The sequence below is a fragment of the Brevibacillus agri genome (assembly GCF_004117055.1).
Taxonomy (GTDB): domain Bacteria; phylum Bacillota; class Bacilli; order Brevibacillales; family Brevibacillaceae; genus Brevibacillus; species Brevibacillus agri.
In genome coordinates, this window is sequence record NZ_CP026363.1 from 1 (window position 1) to 13,876 (window position 13,876).

Annotated in this window: 10 protein-coding genes and 7 pseudogenes; 1 reads left to right on the top strand and 16 read right to left on the bottom strand. The window is 51.5% G+C overall.

Features of this window, described 5'->3' with window-relative positions; translation table 11 throughout:
• Positions 1–2: 2 nt before the first annotated feature.
• The 10 genes and pseudogenes from BA6348_RS00005 to BA6348_RS00045 form a co-directional block, all read right to left on the bottom strand.
• Positions 3–294: pseudogene (locus BA6348_RS00005) on the bottom strand (transposase zinc-binding domain-containing protein); the annotation flags it as partial.
• Positions 295–422: 128 nt separating this feature from the next.
• The gene (locus tag BA6348_RS00010) at positions 423–773 is read right to left on the bottom strand and encodes a type II toxin-antitoxin system PemK/MazF family toxin (RefSeq protein ID WP_129552141.1); all 351 of its coding nucleotides are present in this window, start codon (positions 771–773) and stop codon (positions 423–425) included.
• Between the two features lie 3 nt (positions 774–776).
• Entirely contained in the window at positions 777–1,076 is a 300-nt protein-coding gene (locus BA6348_RS00015; protein WP_129552142.1) for a CopG family ribbon-helix-helix protein, read from the bottom strand.
• Positions 1,077–1,253: 177 nt separating this feature from the next.
• A complete protein-coding gene (locus BA6348_RS28170; RefSeq protein WP_479722893.1) occupies positions 1,254–1,745 on the bottom strand; it encodes an alanine racemase C-terminal domain-containing protein in 492 nt (163 codons plus the stop codon).
• A 69-nt stretch (positions 1,746–1,814) separates the two neighbouring features.
• A pseudogene (alr, locus tag BA6348_RS28175) lies at positions 1,815–2,455 on the bottom strand (alanine racemase); the annotation flags it as partial.
• Positions 2,456–2,457: 2 nt separating this feature from the next.
• Complete coding sequence (locus BA6348_RS00025) at positions 2,458–2,898, bottom strand: hypothetical protein (protein ID WP_005830198.1); 441 nt, start codon at positions 2,896–2,898, stop codon at positions 2,458–2,460.
• A gap of 280 nt (positions 2,899–3,178) precedes the next feature.
• A complete protein-coding gene (locus BA6348_RS00030; protein ID WP_122953518.1) occupies positions 3,179–4,300 on the bottom strand; it encodes a coiled-coil domain-containing protein in 1,122 nt (373 codons plus the stop codon).
• Between the two features lie 98 nt (positions 4,301–4,398).
• Positions 4,399–5,174, bottom strand: a protein-coding gene (locus BA6348_RS00035; RefSeq protein ID WP_170206163.1) for an IS5 family transposase whose coding sequence is annotated in 2 segments (ribosomal slippage) — positions 4,399–4,847 and positions 4,847–5,174 — 777 coding nt in all. Because the reading frame shifts where the segments join, the coding sequence is not laid out codon by codon here.
• 192 nt (positions 5,175–5,366) lie between these two features.
• Positions 5,367–6,400: pseudogene (locus BA6348_RS27770) on the bottom strand (outer membrane lipoprotein-sorting protein).
• A gap of 299 nt (positions 6,401–6,699) precedes the next feature.
• Entirely contained in the window at positions 6,700–6,999 is a 300-nt protein-coding gene (locus BA6348_RS00045; protein ID WP_129552143.1) for a holo-ACP synthase, read from the bottom strand.
• A gap of 530 nt (positions 7,000–7,529) precedes the next feature.
• Here BA6348_RS00045 and BA6348_RS27895 point away from each other — a divergent pair.
• The gene (locus tag BA6348_RS27895) at positions 7,530–7,685 is read left to right on the top strand and encodes a glutaredoxin family protein (protein ID WP_242507428.1); all 156 of its coding nucleotides are present in this window, start codon (positions 7,530–7,532) and stop codon (positions 7,683–7,685) included.
• 603 nt (positions 7,686–8,288) lie between these two features.
• Here the strand turns inward: BA6348_RS27895 and BA6348_RS27900 are convergent.
• The 6 genes and pseudogenes from BA6348_RS27900 to BA6348_RS00085 form a co-directional block, all read right to left on the bottom strand.
• A pseudogene (locus BA6348_RS27900) lies at positions 8,289–8,588 on the bottom strand (transposase).
• 785 nt (positions 8,589–9,373) lie between these two features.
• Positions 9,374–9,707, bottom strand: a pseudogene (locus tag BA6348_RS00065) (ArsR/SmtB family transcription factor).
• 95 nt (positions 9,708–9,802) lie between these two features.
• Positions 9,803–11,376, bottom strand: a pseudogene (locus BA6348_RS00070) (GMC family oxidoreductase).
• A gap of 84 nt (positions 11,377–11,460) precedes the next feature.
• Complete coding sequence (locus BA6348_RS00075; RefSeq protein WP_242507429.1) at positions 11,461–12,024, bottom strand: gluconate 2-dehydrogenase subunit 3 family protein; 564 nt, start codon at positions 12,022–12,024, stop codon at positions 11,461–11,463.
• A gap of 6 nt (positions 12,025–12,030) precedes the next feature.
• A complete protein-coding gene (locus BA6348_RS00080) occupies positions 12,031–12,423 on the bottom strand; it encodes a hypothetical protein (protein ID WP_005834680.1) in 393 nt (130 codons plus the stop codon).
• A gap of 108 nt (positions 12,424–12,531) precedes the next feature.
• Positions 12,532–13,829, bottom strand: a pseudogene (locus tag BA6348_RS00085) (arsenic transporter).
• Between the last annotated feature and the right edge of the window lie 47 nt (positions 13,830–13,876).

The window sequence follows — 13,876 nt, forward strand, 5'->3', positions numbered from 1 at the left end:
ATATGGCGATGATTGACTTGAAATACTTCGTGTTCGAGCAACCGACTCCATTCCTCGGTTTCCCCAACAGAGCAAGTTGTGCAGAACCTCCCCTTACATCGATGGTACCCGTCTAACATCATGACACCCTTCACATACAAATAGCTTAAACCCATTCTTTGGATTGCCACAGTTACGAAATTTCTCCACTTCTTTTCGGACAATGGGTCGTATTTTTCTACCATGCTTCTTTTCAAACCGATCCCAATGTTGATTCTCATCAAAGAAAATTTCTCTAAGAATGTTTGTCTCCATGACTCTATTTTACAAATAACTTAACAAGGATGGGTACTCCCCTTCCTCAAAATTTATACTTTCTTATCCGTCAAAAAAACCACTTGCTTCACCCAAGTGGCTTTTCCTCTCCAGTGCCTGATTCATTTTTAGAAATCAATGAGTCCCAAGCTGATTTGCAAAGACTCATTGACCCGATCCATCATCTCGTCGTCAAGATGGGTAATCTTATCAGTCAGCCTCTGTTTGTCAATGGTTCGTATTTGTTCCAACAAAATGACGGAGTCACGATCAAATCCATATGTTTTTGCGTCAATTTCCACATGCGTAGGCAGTTTTGCCTTCTGAATTTTGGGCCGTAATGGCGGCGACGATGACCGTCGGACTAAATCGATTTCCAATGTCGTTCTGATGACTAAAACAGGCCGCACGCCTCCTTGCTCAGAGCCAACGACCGGTGACAGGTCCGCGAAAAATACATCGCCACGTTTGACAATCACTGGTCACACCCCGCTAACTAAGCGGACAAGAGTATGGTCAGCCTCTTCTTCAGCGCCAAAAGCCTCCGATGCCATTTTCAGATTAATCTTCGCCATCTCCATATACCCTTTTTGCATTGTCTCGCGGATCGTACGTTTTTTACGCTCCTTCAAATACAAATGCATCGCCTGGCGAATGAACTCGCTGCGATTGGATTTCTCCTTTTGAATGACGCCATCCACTTCTTGTAGCAAGTGTTGCGGCAAACTGATCATGATGCGTTTCGTGTTTTGACTTCGACAAGACAAATCCACTCCAACCATGACCGTAACTTCCATCTACCATGCAGTTCTTGAAAGAACAGCCAGCATGAACAATACCATTATGTCGAAACCATTGCAAAAATATACCTATCCGTACGCTTTTCAGGCAAAAAAGCCCACATTTGCGCTTAACTAATATTCGCGCTCCAATACAAAATTCCTGCTGGTTTTTGTTTGCTAGTTATTTACACTTTTCCTGGCGCGTGTTTTCATCGCCAATGGATGGAACACTTCGGCCACTTCCTTGTTGCGAACATAGACGCGCGGAATCCGGTAATTCAGCATGCAGGGAACTTCGTAGTTGATCGTTCCGAGCAAAGCGGCAACCTCATCCAGCGAGATTTCCTCGTCTCCCTGCTTACCGTACAGAACGATCTCCTCATCGACCTGCCCTGCGCCCGGCTCCAGCCTGACCATGATCTGGTCCATGCAGACTCGCCCGACAATTGGATAGCGGGAACCATTGTACAACACTTCTCCCCGATTGGACAAGAGGCGGGAGTACCCGTCTGCGTATCCGATCGGCAGCGTCGCGATCCGCTCGCCAAGCTTTGCTGTGTACGTAGCGCCATAGCTGACCGTAAACGGCTCTACAGCGGTCTTTACATGCGCAATTCTGGTTTTCAGGGAAAGAGCAGGGACAAGAGGGACGTCCGCTCGCTCTTTCATGTACGGAGAAGGATACAATCCGTATAAACCTATGCCTAAACGGATCGTATCATACCCCCAATCGGGAAAAGCGATCGCTGCCGCCGTATTGCAGCAGTGAACTTTCGGCAACTTTTTCCCTTGCTCGCGCAGCGCCTGCAAAAGGATTGAAACGTCTCGTGTTGTCGTCGCACATGGGTCGTATCCGGTTCATCCGCGCAGGCAAAGTGCGTGAAAATGCCTGTCCATTCCAGCTTGGCGCTGTTTTCAAGCGCCGCTACCACTTCGAGCAAATCATCTGTCGTCCGAACGCCCAGGCGTCCCATGCCTGTGTCGGTTTTGACGTGCACACCGACAGGGCGAAGCTCAGCCTGTTCCAGCCGCTGATTCGCTGAAACGATCCATTCCGGGCTGTACGCCGTCAGTTCTACATTCAGCCTGCTGGCTTGCTCGACCGAATCAGCCGGGGTGTACCCGAGCACCAGTATCGGCGCGTCTATGCCCGCTGTCCGCAGGATGATCGCTTCATCGAGCATCGCTACTGCCAAAGAGTCGGCACCGCTTGCCAGCGCCTCTCTGGCGACATGCACAGCGCCATGACCGTAGCCGTCTGCCTTGACGACAGCCATAATGCCCGTGCTTTTCGGCAAGTGGCCGCGGAACGTCTCGACATTGGCCCGGATGGCGTCCAAATCAACCTCAACCCAAGTGTCACGACAAAACGGTTTCATTTCTATCTCCTCTTGTTCCCTTTATGATAGTAAAACAAGCGCTCATTCAAATGGCTGAGAAACTGCCTGGAAACCATCAGCGATTCTTTTTTGCCTCCCAAACGGTAGAAATGGCGGCCTTCGTAAACTTGCTCCACTTCTGACAGCGGGTAGCTGGTTTCTTTGCCAGAGATGCTGACAATCAGGTGAGTCTTCGTCAGCTTGTACACAGGACGCATGGTCGCCTTGTACAGGAACGGTGCCAGGCCGACGACCGCAATGGCAATCGCAAAGGCAAGCACTTTGAAGGTCGTGTCATTGCTCGGAAAAAACTGGGCGAGAATCATCATGCCCAAAACGAAGGCGACAGTCTCTGCGATGCGCATACTCCAGCTTTTTCGCAACAGCATGTCCACGTAGGTCGACTCTTCCTGGTACAAAACATCGGTAGACGGTTTTTTCATCTTACAGCATGCCACCTCATTACGGTATAAGTTACCTTGAATGTATCGTGTTTTCCTGCTGCGTGTCAATTCGGGGTTTGTCCTTTTTCCTCCTGCACACGCGAGCTTACAGGGGCAAATCGGCCGACTGCGCGCGATCCCGGAGCGTTATTTTGCGTGGCGAAAGATATCTCGCCATGCAGTCCGGCCTGCCATATGCGGAGGAAGGGAGACGGAGACAGCGACAGAGACGCAAAAAGCCAGGCGAGATGTGCTCCCGCCTGACTTGTTTGCAGCGCTGTTATTGCTCGCTCGCTGTGCCTTGCTCTTCTTTTTTCAGGTCATGTTTGCGGATGGCGATTTTCTCAAAGCTGCCTTCCACCATTTTTTGCACCATGGAAGCCAGCTCCTCGCTGCGCTTGTCCGCTTGCTCCTGCGTCAGCTTGCCTGCTTCGACCGCTTCCTTCAATTTGGCTTCCTGTTCTTTTACCAGCAGGGCTACCACATCATCCACAGATACACCTTGCGCTTCCGCTACGGCTGCCAATGTCTTGCCTGCTTTCAGCTCTTCTTGCAGTTTGGCGGCGTCGAGTTTCAGCAAGGACAACAGTTCTTCGTTTTTGTCGAAGCCAAATCCAAATCCGAAGCCTTTGCCTGGTCCTTTGCCCGGATGCGTGTTTTGCACCATTTCTTTTACGCGCTCTGCTGCGTTTTCGTTCAGTTTATCGGCTTGTTCCTGTGTCAGCTTGCCTGCTTCCACTGCTTCTTTCAGCTTGGCTTCCTGCTCTTTTACCAGCAGGGCTACCACATCATCCACGGATACGCCTTGCGCTTCCGCTACGGCTGCCAATGTCTTGCCTGCTTTCAGCTCTTCTTGCAGTTTGGCGGCGTCGAGTTTCAGCAAGGACAGCAGTTCTTCGTTTTTGTCGAGGCCAAATCCGAAGCCTTTGCCTGGTCCTTTGCCCGGATGCGTGTTTTGCACCATTTCTTTTACGCGCTCTGCCGCGTTTTCGTTCATCTTATCGGCTTGTTCCTGTGTCAGCTTGCCTGCTTCGACCGCTTCTTTCAGCTTGGCTTCCTGCTGTTTGACCAACAGCGCTACGACGTCATCCACAGACACGCCTTGCGCTTCCGCTATGGCTGCCAGCGTCTTGCCTGCTTTCAGCTCTTCCTCCAGCTTGGCTGCATCCAGCTTCAGCAAGGACAACAGCTCAGTGTTTTCTTTGAAGGAGATTCCTTTCGCGAATCCGCCCGGGTGACCCAGCTTGTTGAATGCGAACTTCACCTCTGCCGGTTTGTTCAATTGCTGTGCTTGCGCCTCTGTTTGCGCTGTATCTGCTGCCAGGGCGCTGCCCAAGCTCCCGATACTCAGAACCGCTGCCATCGTGCCCAAAAGCATACCCAGTTTTGCTTTGCTAAACATATTTGCTCAACCCTTTCATCTGCTGTAGTTATGTACCGCATCTCCCTGGTACAAGTCCAAGTGTACAGGGGCTTTATTAGGATGTGTCTGAAAACTCATTATTGAGTTAGTTTAAAGATGGACGCGACATATACAAACGCTAGGAATGATTTGGCCAGCTTGTCGTAACGAGTAGCGATTCGTCGAAAATGTTTGATTTTATTGAAGAAGCACTCCACCAAGTGCCGTTCTTTATAGCGGTACCAATCCACTTTCCAAGGATTTTTATTATTCGCTTTAGGCGGGATGGTGTACGCTGCCTGCTTAGCCGTAATCCAATGCCGAATGCCTTCTGAGCCGTAGGCTTTGTCACCAACAATATGGCTTCCCGTAAGATCAAACCCTTGAAGCAAATTGATCGCTGGAACGGAATCATAGACGTGCCCCCCCGTGAGAAGAAAAGCGAGGGGATTCCCTAATCCATCGACGACGGTATGAAGTTTGGTTGTCTTTCCGCCACGGCTGACGCCTATGTGCTGATTTACTTCGTGTCCTTCTGCGTTTTTTTAGCACCCGCACTGTGTTGATGAGCTTTGACCGATGTAGAATCGATGCTCAAGTTTTCAAAGTCAGGTTCTACGTGAAGAGCTTGGAAGATGGCGACAAGTAATCCGGTATCTCTCCACTTGCAGAAGCGACTGTAGACCGTTTTCCATGAACCATAACGTTCTTCCGGCAAATCTCGCCAAGCCGCACCACTTCGGGCAATCCAAAGAATGGCATTAAACATGGTACGATTACTTAATTTGGACGGACGTCCTGTTCGATAGGGGGGGAACATGTCCTGAATTTGTTCCCACTGTTCATCGTTTATTTCGTACCGTCTTTGAATCATGCTCGTTGCTCCATTCGTTTTTCCTAAATCATACCACATTTTCTTTAGTTTTCAGACACGTCCTAGATTCCTGTTTGAGAAAAATGGAAAACTTGCGGGAAAGTCAAGGAGTATTTGTAAGAGCCAAAAGCTTCCCCTATGCACAAAAAAAGAGGACGGTCACGCCCCGTCCCCTCTCCCGTATTTTCTTTCTTATTTCCCGCCGAGACCATATGTCGACTGGGCGACATTCACCATCTCTTCTTCAGGCAAATCGCCGGCGATCGTAAATTCTACTCCGTCCAGCTCCCACGTCAGAAGTCGCGTGTTTTCACCCGTTTGCGCCAGCACCCCAACCGTAAAGCCGAGGTTGACCGGCATGCCCTGTTCATACGAGACGGATGCTTCTGTCGGACGGGCTTCAATCAGCTTGTAGTTGTAAGCTCCCTTGTAATTGAGGATGACCGTTCTCGCCGTCGCGCGTGACAGGCTCGATATCGCCCTGTTTGACTCCTTCCGGCACATACGTTGGAACGATGACGCCAAACTGGCTGTTCGGCTGCTGGGCAACCTGTCCATTCGCCCTGCCATGGTAGGAATCGCCGTCAACGAGCTGGTCGTCATGTTGCGATCTTTGTCAAAGGCATCCTTGTCAAATGTCGGATTGAACGAAAATTCGGTAAAGTCGATTTTCACCAGCGGCTTCATGCTCGAATCCATAATCTCTGCATGGGTAGGCTTGAAGTCTTCGGTCAGCCAAATTTTTTGCTTGGTCAGAGAGCGATTGCCGGTGTAATTGGCTTTCACCTCAAACACGTACTGCTTTTCCTCCATCTTCATCTGACGCTCCGTGTCGTCGATGATACTCTTCGCCAGCGTCTCGTACAAATACAGGGGGCCGTTGTTTTCCGGCCATCCGCTCTGGAAGCGGAAGCTCTTGTTCAGATGTGGAGTCAGTACAAATACTCCTCGTTGTTGCGCAAAATGATCTGCGTGATTCCGCGCTGTTTGGAAGTAAGAGCTACCCGATAGTTGGTGGGCTTTTCATACCAAACCTGAACGTCGTACTCCATTGGAGTAGAGCCCGTCTGCATGGTCAAAACTGCCTGAGACTTGTACCCGCTCATTTTTCCCAGCGTCCCGTTCAGGTCACTCACCACATCTTCCGGTGTTTTCTGACCGAAGCAACCGCCGAGCAGCAACGTAAAGACCAACAATAACACCAGTGGTAAAGCTGCCCTCTTCATTCAATGAACTCCTCCTTGTCAACTTTTTCGACAAAGAAGGGCACCCCTGTCTATTTCCTGGGAAATCTGTCAGTCTTTCGCCTCTGGCCGCGCTCATCGTGTCAAAATGCTGTACTGGGTACAAAAGGACGCGATATCGCTTGATCGGCTGAAGACTTACCCTTCCTGTGTAAGAGCAGGTAGTCCCTCCTGATCTACGCGATATAAATGTATGTCCATCCTCGTCCCAATATGCAGACAAGTTTACAGCTCTTCCACAACTACCTGTGCCATGGCGTGTGTCTGACTGTGGGAAATGCTTACGTGTACGCGAACGCGCTGCGGGTCCAAACCGAGCTGGTCAAAACGTCGCCGTCTACTCGCATCATCGGCTTGCCCGTCTCGCTCGGGGTAATTTCCATATCCAAAAAGCCGAGCGCATGGCGATGCCTGTCCCGAGCGCTTTCCGCTCCGGCTTCCTTCGCCGCAAACCTGCCCGCCACCATTTCCGCTTGTCTCGATTCCGCTTGCCAGCCAGCAGCTTCTTTTCTGCTTCGGTCAAAAACCGTCCGATCGCCTTTCCTGTCGTTCATCAAGGCGGCGATCCGCTCAATTTCCACGATATCCACCCAATGCCGATAATCATGGACTCTCGCCCTCCCAGCTTGTAGATTCTGCTGTCACAGTACCATCCTCCTCGGCCTTTTTGCAAGCGCGGATGAAAAAACGAAAAAACCCCCGCATATAGCGGAGGTTGTTGTCCATAGCTACTACTCAGTAGCTTGACCTGCTTGTTGGCCGGATTTTTGAGCGGATTGCTGGTTTTGACGACGAAACTCCGCTACGTTGTTTCCGCTCGCGAATTCCAGTCGCAGTGTTTTGCGCCTGAGCTGCTTGGTTTGCTTTGTTCAAACCGTTTGCTTGTTTTGTTAGGCATCGTTCCATTCACCTCCTCCGACGTCACTGAATATAATTTGTACCGCCCCCCTCGCTGGTATCCATCCTCATTTTTCCAGATCGAGGCATCACAGAACGGCGCGGACGCTGCGTCCTTTCGGCAGGACGGGCATCCTATACGTTTTGCTGCGCAGGAAATCCGTCACAACCGCGAATTATGTTGTTCGACTACACTTGAAGGAGGAGCACCTGTATGGCTCAAACCGTTATTGTCTATACCCAAACTACGTGCGGCCCTTGCCAGGAAGAAAAAATGTGGCTGGCATCCCAAAACGTCGCTTTTGAAGACAGAGATATCCGCAAAAACGATGCTATTTCCAGGAAGCAATCAACCTTGGCGCCAGCATGACCCCTGTTACGTTTATCGAAAAGGAAAACGGGGAGCAATTCGTCATTCACGGCTTCGACAAGGAAGAACTAAGAAAACAGTCAGGGAAAAACGCCCTGACTGTCCCTTTTTTGCGCTAGAGGATATCCGAAAGTTTGTATTCATAGCCATGGTAAACCTTTATAATACTCAGGATACATGGGGTTTCCACAGTACTCACAACCAAATTGCGGTGGCACGGTTGGGTCACCATCATCCATTGCATCAAAATCACGAACAACACTTAGAGGTACATCCTCTGTTCATGACACGTCAAACAAACATATTTGACGACTTCGTTCCTCTCTTGTTTCCTTCGGAAACTGTCGAGTATGCTTTGTGATTTTTCTTTGCCTTTTCTTTTTTGACACCTGTGAGATCTTCAATCATCCTTTCCAGACAACGCCGAGATAGATCGCAAACAGCAAAGGCGACCGTAAGTTGTCCATCTTTTAGCAGGCTTCTCCCTTGTATTCATAGTACACTCACACTTTGGGCAACCATAGGGTCTTTCCCTGCATAATTTATCATCTTCTCTCGCCATGTTCTCGACGAAGTACATGCTTTGCTTTACGATCCACCTTTTCACAGTTTTTTTGCCACGCTGAAAGAACCTTTTACAAAGGTTTTCACTCTTCGGGCATACACACCATAATAACGAATCGTTTTAAATTGTTCGTCCGGAATATGTCTGATGAGGCGAGCAATAAATTCTCTACTGTTACGGTTTCTGTTTTTCCTGCCCATCCGTTTTATCCTTATACCGAAACGTCACAAATTGCCGTCATATTCCTCAATCCGGCCAAGAGCGATGGCGGGTCGACGAATATATCGGCCAATATAAGCCAACTGCGCTTTATTTCCCTTTTGTTTCGGAGCATGCACATAGAAGCCTTCCCCGTTAGCGGAGTAGGCCTTTTGTAGAAGGCGCTGTACTTCCTTTTTTCCTCTTCTGTCAGAAGACGTCTAATGAGCTTTAATACAATGGTTTGCCACTGCTTTCGAAGCATCTCGAACGGAAGGAAGTCGTAGGTTTTCCATTCACCGTTCGCTTCATCCCTCCCATTGTGACAACAAATGTAGATGCGGATTAAAGTTAATACTGATCCAAATGTATGCAAGCCTACGATAATGCCTGGATTTACTTTATGTTTCTTTTCAAAGTATTCTCGGATAAATCGCGCGCCTTCGTCCATAAACTCCTTTAACAGCTTGCGATGTTTGAGAACACGTCCCGTAAGCCTTCATCGATCGTTAGGATAATATGGCGATGATTGACTGAAATACTTCGTGTTCGAGCAACCGACTCCATTCCTCGGTTTCCCCAACAGAGCAAGTTGTGCAGAACCTCCCCTTACATCGATACGTACCCGTCTAACATCATGACACCCTTCACATACAAATAGCTTAAACCCATTCTTTGGATTGCCACAGTTACGAAATTTCTCCACTTCTTTTCGGACAATGGGTCGTATTTTCTACCATGCTTCTTTTCAAACCGATCCCAATGTTGATTCTCATCAAGAAAATTCTCTAAGAATGTTGTCTCCATGACTCTATTTTACAAATAACTTAACAAGGATGGGTACTCCCCTTCCTCAAAATTTATACTTTCTTATCCGTTAAAAAAAGCGTTGGATCTTAACTGATCCAACGCTTCCTACGACCGATCAGCCGAAGGAAGGTTCACTCTCGGCTGATTTTTGTTGACAATCGGTGACATATCCGGCAAGTGTGACAAGATTTGCTTGACTGCAGGAGAGCATTCTGTATTAACGGAGTAAAATACCCATGGTCCCTTGCGACGCTCTTTGACCAAACCATGTGTCTTAGCTTAGCTAAGTGCTGGGAAACAGAGGGTTGGGAAGTTTGCAGAATCTCCACGAGATCACGGACACATAACGATTGTACTTGCAAAAGAGCCATGATCGTCAAGCGCGTCTTGTCACCAAGCAGCTTATAAACCTCGGACAAAAACAAAACCTGCATCAAATCCGTTTCCATACGAACCCACCTTTGCCTTGCATATCTGTTTCCCAGTATACTATATGGCTTATAAGATGGGGAAGATATGAACGTAAAAGTTCCTTGAACACTTCTTAAACATCGCGTTGCCGCATCGCTTCGACCAGCTTGTCTGCGGTGCGCGCAGCCAGCGCCATTACTGTATTTGTCGGTTGCTGCCACCCGATGTCACGAACGTGGAAGCGCCCGCTATGAAAAGATTGGGAATGTCGTGCGACTGCCCAAATTCATTCACAACCGATTGCGCAGGGTCGTTCCCCATCCGGCAGCCACCCATCAAATGCGCGGTATCGGAGACGACGTGCTCCGGCTTGCCGCCCATGGCTTCCATGATCCGGTTCATTTGGCCGATCGCATGCTGATAGAGTTTGCGATCGTTTTCCTGATAGCTGAAAGTGACCTTGGGCACCGGCATTCCGTACTCGTCTTTTTCCCCGCTGAGCGTGACGGCATTGTCAGGGTGAGGCAAAACTTCGCCGACAAGCGTGATTCGCCCGTACATGTTGTAGTCGAGCATCGTTTCCCGCAGTTGTTTTCCCCATAAAAAGGTCTGGTCTTCCCGCTCCGTCGCAATTGCCCCCGCCATGGAAACAGGTCTTGCCCCGTGTGCGCTCAAGGTGTACCCTCTGGCAAAGCCGCGTTCCCGGTCTGTCTCGTAAAAATGCTGGGTCAGGGCAAGCACTGGCGTCCCTTTGTACAGGCGCACTTCTTCCGGGAGGCGGCCGTAGACGTCATGGCTGGAATGCGGCATGATCGCCTTGCCTACCCAGCCGCTGGAGTTGGCCAGCCCGTCGGGAAAGCGCGAGGTCGCGGAATTGAACAGCAGCCTGGGCGTCTCCACGACAAAGCCGGCGAGGATGACGACCCGCGCCATTTGCCGATGCATCAGCCCGTTGTGCGAGAACAACACGCCGCTGACCCGGTCGCCAGCCATGAGAATTTCCGTGACCATACAGTCTGACAGCACCTCGGCCCCTTCCGCAATGGCCTTCGGAATATGGTGGATCAGGCCGCTGTATTTGGCGTTGGGCATGCATCCCTGGTTGCAAAAGCCGCGGTTGATACAGGGCGGACGTCCGTCGAACGGAGCCGACAAAATCGCCAGCGGAGCGACCACACTCTCGATCCCGAGCTTGTCGCAGCCTTCCCGGAACAACTGCGCATTCGCGCTGATCGGCTCGCGGACCGGGTAAGGGTAGGGTCCCTGAAAAGCGCCCCAAGGAAAATGGCTCGGGCCAGAAACGGCAATTTCCCGCTCGATCTTGTCGTAGTACGGGGCCAAATCGCGGTACGTGATCGGCCAGTCTTCCCCTACGCCATCTATCGTTTTCGTCATAAAATCGCTCTCGTGAAACCGCAAAAACACCCCGGTAAAATGCACCGTTCCTCCGCCGACTCCCCGGCCGGAGTTGTTGTGCCCGAGGCGCAGAGGATCGTTTCCCGCTACCAGCCTCGTCTCCTGCCAGGCCAGACGCTGCATCTCCAGTTCGTCGCTGGCAAAGTCGCGCTGCGGGTCCCAAAAAGGCCCTGCCTCCAGCACGACGACGCGCAAGCCAGCTTTTGCCAGCTCATATGCCAGCACGCCTCCTGCGGCTCCCGCTCCGACGATGCATACATCCGCTCCGTCGGCGTATTTCCTGTTTTCCATCTGCCGTGTACCGCGTTCCTGGCTATCGCCTGCGCGCTGCTCCTGCTCTTTATTCGCCATTTGCCCTCGCCTCCCATGGGTCCGTCAATCCTTTTTCCACACGCACATAACCGCGGGGATAAGCAGGCCCGCCGTAGCCGATATCTGACCAGACGAGCGGATGCGAGTAATACGCCTGCACTGTGTCATGCAGCAGCTTTTTGAAAAATCGACGGGAGCGACCTGGCTCCATGCCTCTGTATCCTTGACGTTGCCCGTGGAGATTTGCCTCAGCACCTCCTGCTGTTCTGCGGCAGAAAGCGCGCCAAATTCCGTCCCGTACCCGGCGTGGCTCTCCGCCTCCACCCCTGCCAGTCCCAGACGGTACAGCTCTTTTTTCGGCGGAACCCCGACCTTGCGCTGCGCCTCCCCGATCGCGCTCGCCAGCGAATCGTCCAGGTGCGCGACAACAAAGGTCAGCACCTCCAGCCGATGGTCGTCGACGAGGACGCTTACGATTGCCTGCAACAGCAAAGCTTCCGCCTGCTGCAAGTACCGATGGGCAACCTGCGGCATTTTTCTGGCTCCAACGACTTGTCTCGTGTGAACGTCCCAGTTTTGATGCTGCTCCCACACGTCATAGGAAGGATAACGTCTATGCTTGGCCATCTATCTTCACCCCCAGAAAAGGGCAAGAAGCCCCAAAGCCGCGATGGCAGTAATGAGCAGAGGCAAAATGACGGGCGGGCCGACGAGGAAGTTTTGCGATTGCGAAAAGCCTCCTACCCGCTGTCTGACTCCGGCAGCATGCAAGTAAGCCCCGTACACGCCGCCGCCCATCCCGACGAACATCATCAAGGCAAACACTACGCGCAGCCATCCCGCATTTACGAACGATAAAACAATCGCCGTCACCGCAAAAATAGGCAGCTCAATGACAGGCACCCACATCGCCCAATGGCGGAAGTTTTGCCTGGAATGAAAAAGGGTGACCTGCACGGCAATCAAGACAAACGCCAGTCCCGTAAACAAAATGAGCACACGCTCTATCGGCCAGCTCTGCCACATGGAAACATCCTCCTTTTTACGCACGTTGCGCCTATTTTTCCCCTGACCGCCTCTCTTATTCCGGCAAAAAGAAAAAGCCTGCTGAGCTGTTGCATCAGCAAGCTTTTGTCATTGCTCGTTTCCCAAAACAAGCGTCAGGTACAGCCCGAGCAAAGCGATCAGCAAGGTCGGTACCGTCAGCACGATCCCCGTCCGAAAGTATTGCCCCCAGGTGATTTTGACCGCTTTGCGCCCCAGCACGTGCAGCCAGAGCAGCGTGGCGAGCGAGCCAATCGGCGTAATTTTCGGCCCCAAATCGCTTCCGATGATGTTGGCGTAGATCATCGCTTCGCGAAAGACGCCTTCCGCCTGCGTGCTGCCAATCGCCAATGCATTGAACATCACGGTAGGCAGGTTGTTCATCGCCGAAGACAAGACAGCGGCAATCAGCCCCGTCCCGAGCGTCGTCGCAAGCAAACCGTACTCCATCAGCGTATCGAGCGCCGCTTTTACCAGATCGGTCAGCCTCGCATTGTGCAAGCCCCAGACCACGACATACATCCCGATAGAAAAAATGACGACGACCCACGGCGCCTCCTGCATGATTCGGCCCATGGCAATCGCCTTGCTTTTTCGGGCGGCAAGACAGAAGACGAGGGCGGCGGAAGCAATGATAAACGACACCGGGACATGGATGGACTCGCTAATGAAAAAGCCGAGCAAAAGCACAGCGAGGATCGGCCACGCCAGGCGGAACAGTCTTGCATCACGAATGGCTTCACCGGGTTGCTTCAGTTGGGACAAATCCACGTAATGCGGGATGCTTTTGCGATAATAAAGGAATAAAACCAACAAACTCCCTGCTACGGAAAACAAGGTAGGCAAAACCATCCGCACCGCGTACTCGGCAAAGCCGATGTCAAAATAGTCGGCGGATACGATGTTGACGAGGTTGCTGACGACAAACGGCAACGAGCTGGTGTCCGCGATAAAGCCGCTGGCCATGACAAACGCCACAACCGCACCCCCGTCCAGCTTGAGTGCCCGAACCTGCGCGAGCACAATCGGAGTCAGAATCAGCGCCGTGCCGTCATTGGTGAACAGGGCCGACACCAATGTCCCGAGCAAAATGACGTAGGCGAACATCAGCCGGCCATTTCCTTTTGCCAAACGGGCCATGTGCAAGGCCGCCCATTCAAAAAGCCGATCTCGTCCAGCAGTAGCGAAATGATGATGATGCCGACCAGCGCAAACGTGGCGTTCCAAACGATCGAGGTCACTTCGGCCACATCGTCGAGAGACACCACGCCCGTCAACAGCGCCAGCACCGCTCCCCCGACGGCGGGATAGCCGATCGACAAGCCTCTTGGCTGCCAGATGACCAGCGTCAACGTGACGATAAAAATGAACAAGGAAATCCAGACCACCTGCTATGTCTCCCCTCCATGCAAAAAAGAGCGAACCCGCAAGCGGG

What these genes read in the sequence shown, in the direction of transcription:
- BA6348_RS00015 (WP_129552142.1), bottom strand. Translation starts at nt 1,076, where the DNA reads ATGGTTGGAGTGGATTTGTCTTGTCGAAGTCAAAACACGAAACGCATC.
- BA6348_RS28170 (WP_479722893.1), bottom strand. Translation starts at nt 1,745, where the DNA reads ATGAAAGAGCGAGCGGACGTCCCTCTTGTCCCTGCTCTTTCCCTGAAA.
- BA6348_RS00025 (WP_005830198.1), bottom strand. Translation starts at nt 2,898, where the DNA reads ATGAAAAAACCGTCTACCGATGTTTTGTACCAGGAAGAGTCGACCTAC.
- BA6348_RS00030 (WP_122953518.1), bottom strand. Translation starts at nt 4,300, where the DNA reads ATGTTTAGCAAAGCAAAACTGGGTATGCTTTTGGGCACGATGGCAGCG.
- BA6348_RS27895 (WP_242507428.1), top strand. Translation starts at nt 7,530, where the DNA reads ATGGCTCAAACCGTTATTGTCTATACCCAAACTACGTGCGGCCCTTGC.
- BA6348_RS00075 (WP_242507429.1), bottom strand. Translation starts at nt 12,024, where the DNA reads ATGGCCAAGCATAGACGTTATCCTTCCTATGACGTGTGGGAGCAGCAT.
- BA6348_RS00080 (WP_005834680.1), bottom strand. Translation starts at nt 12,423, where the DNA reads ATGTGGCAGAGCTGGCCGATAGAGCGTGTGCTCATTTTGTTTACGGGA.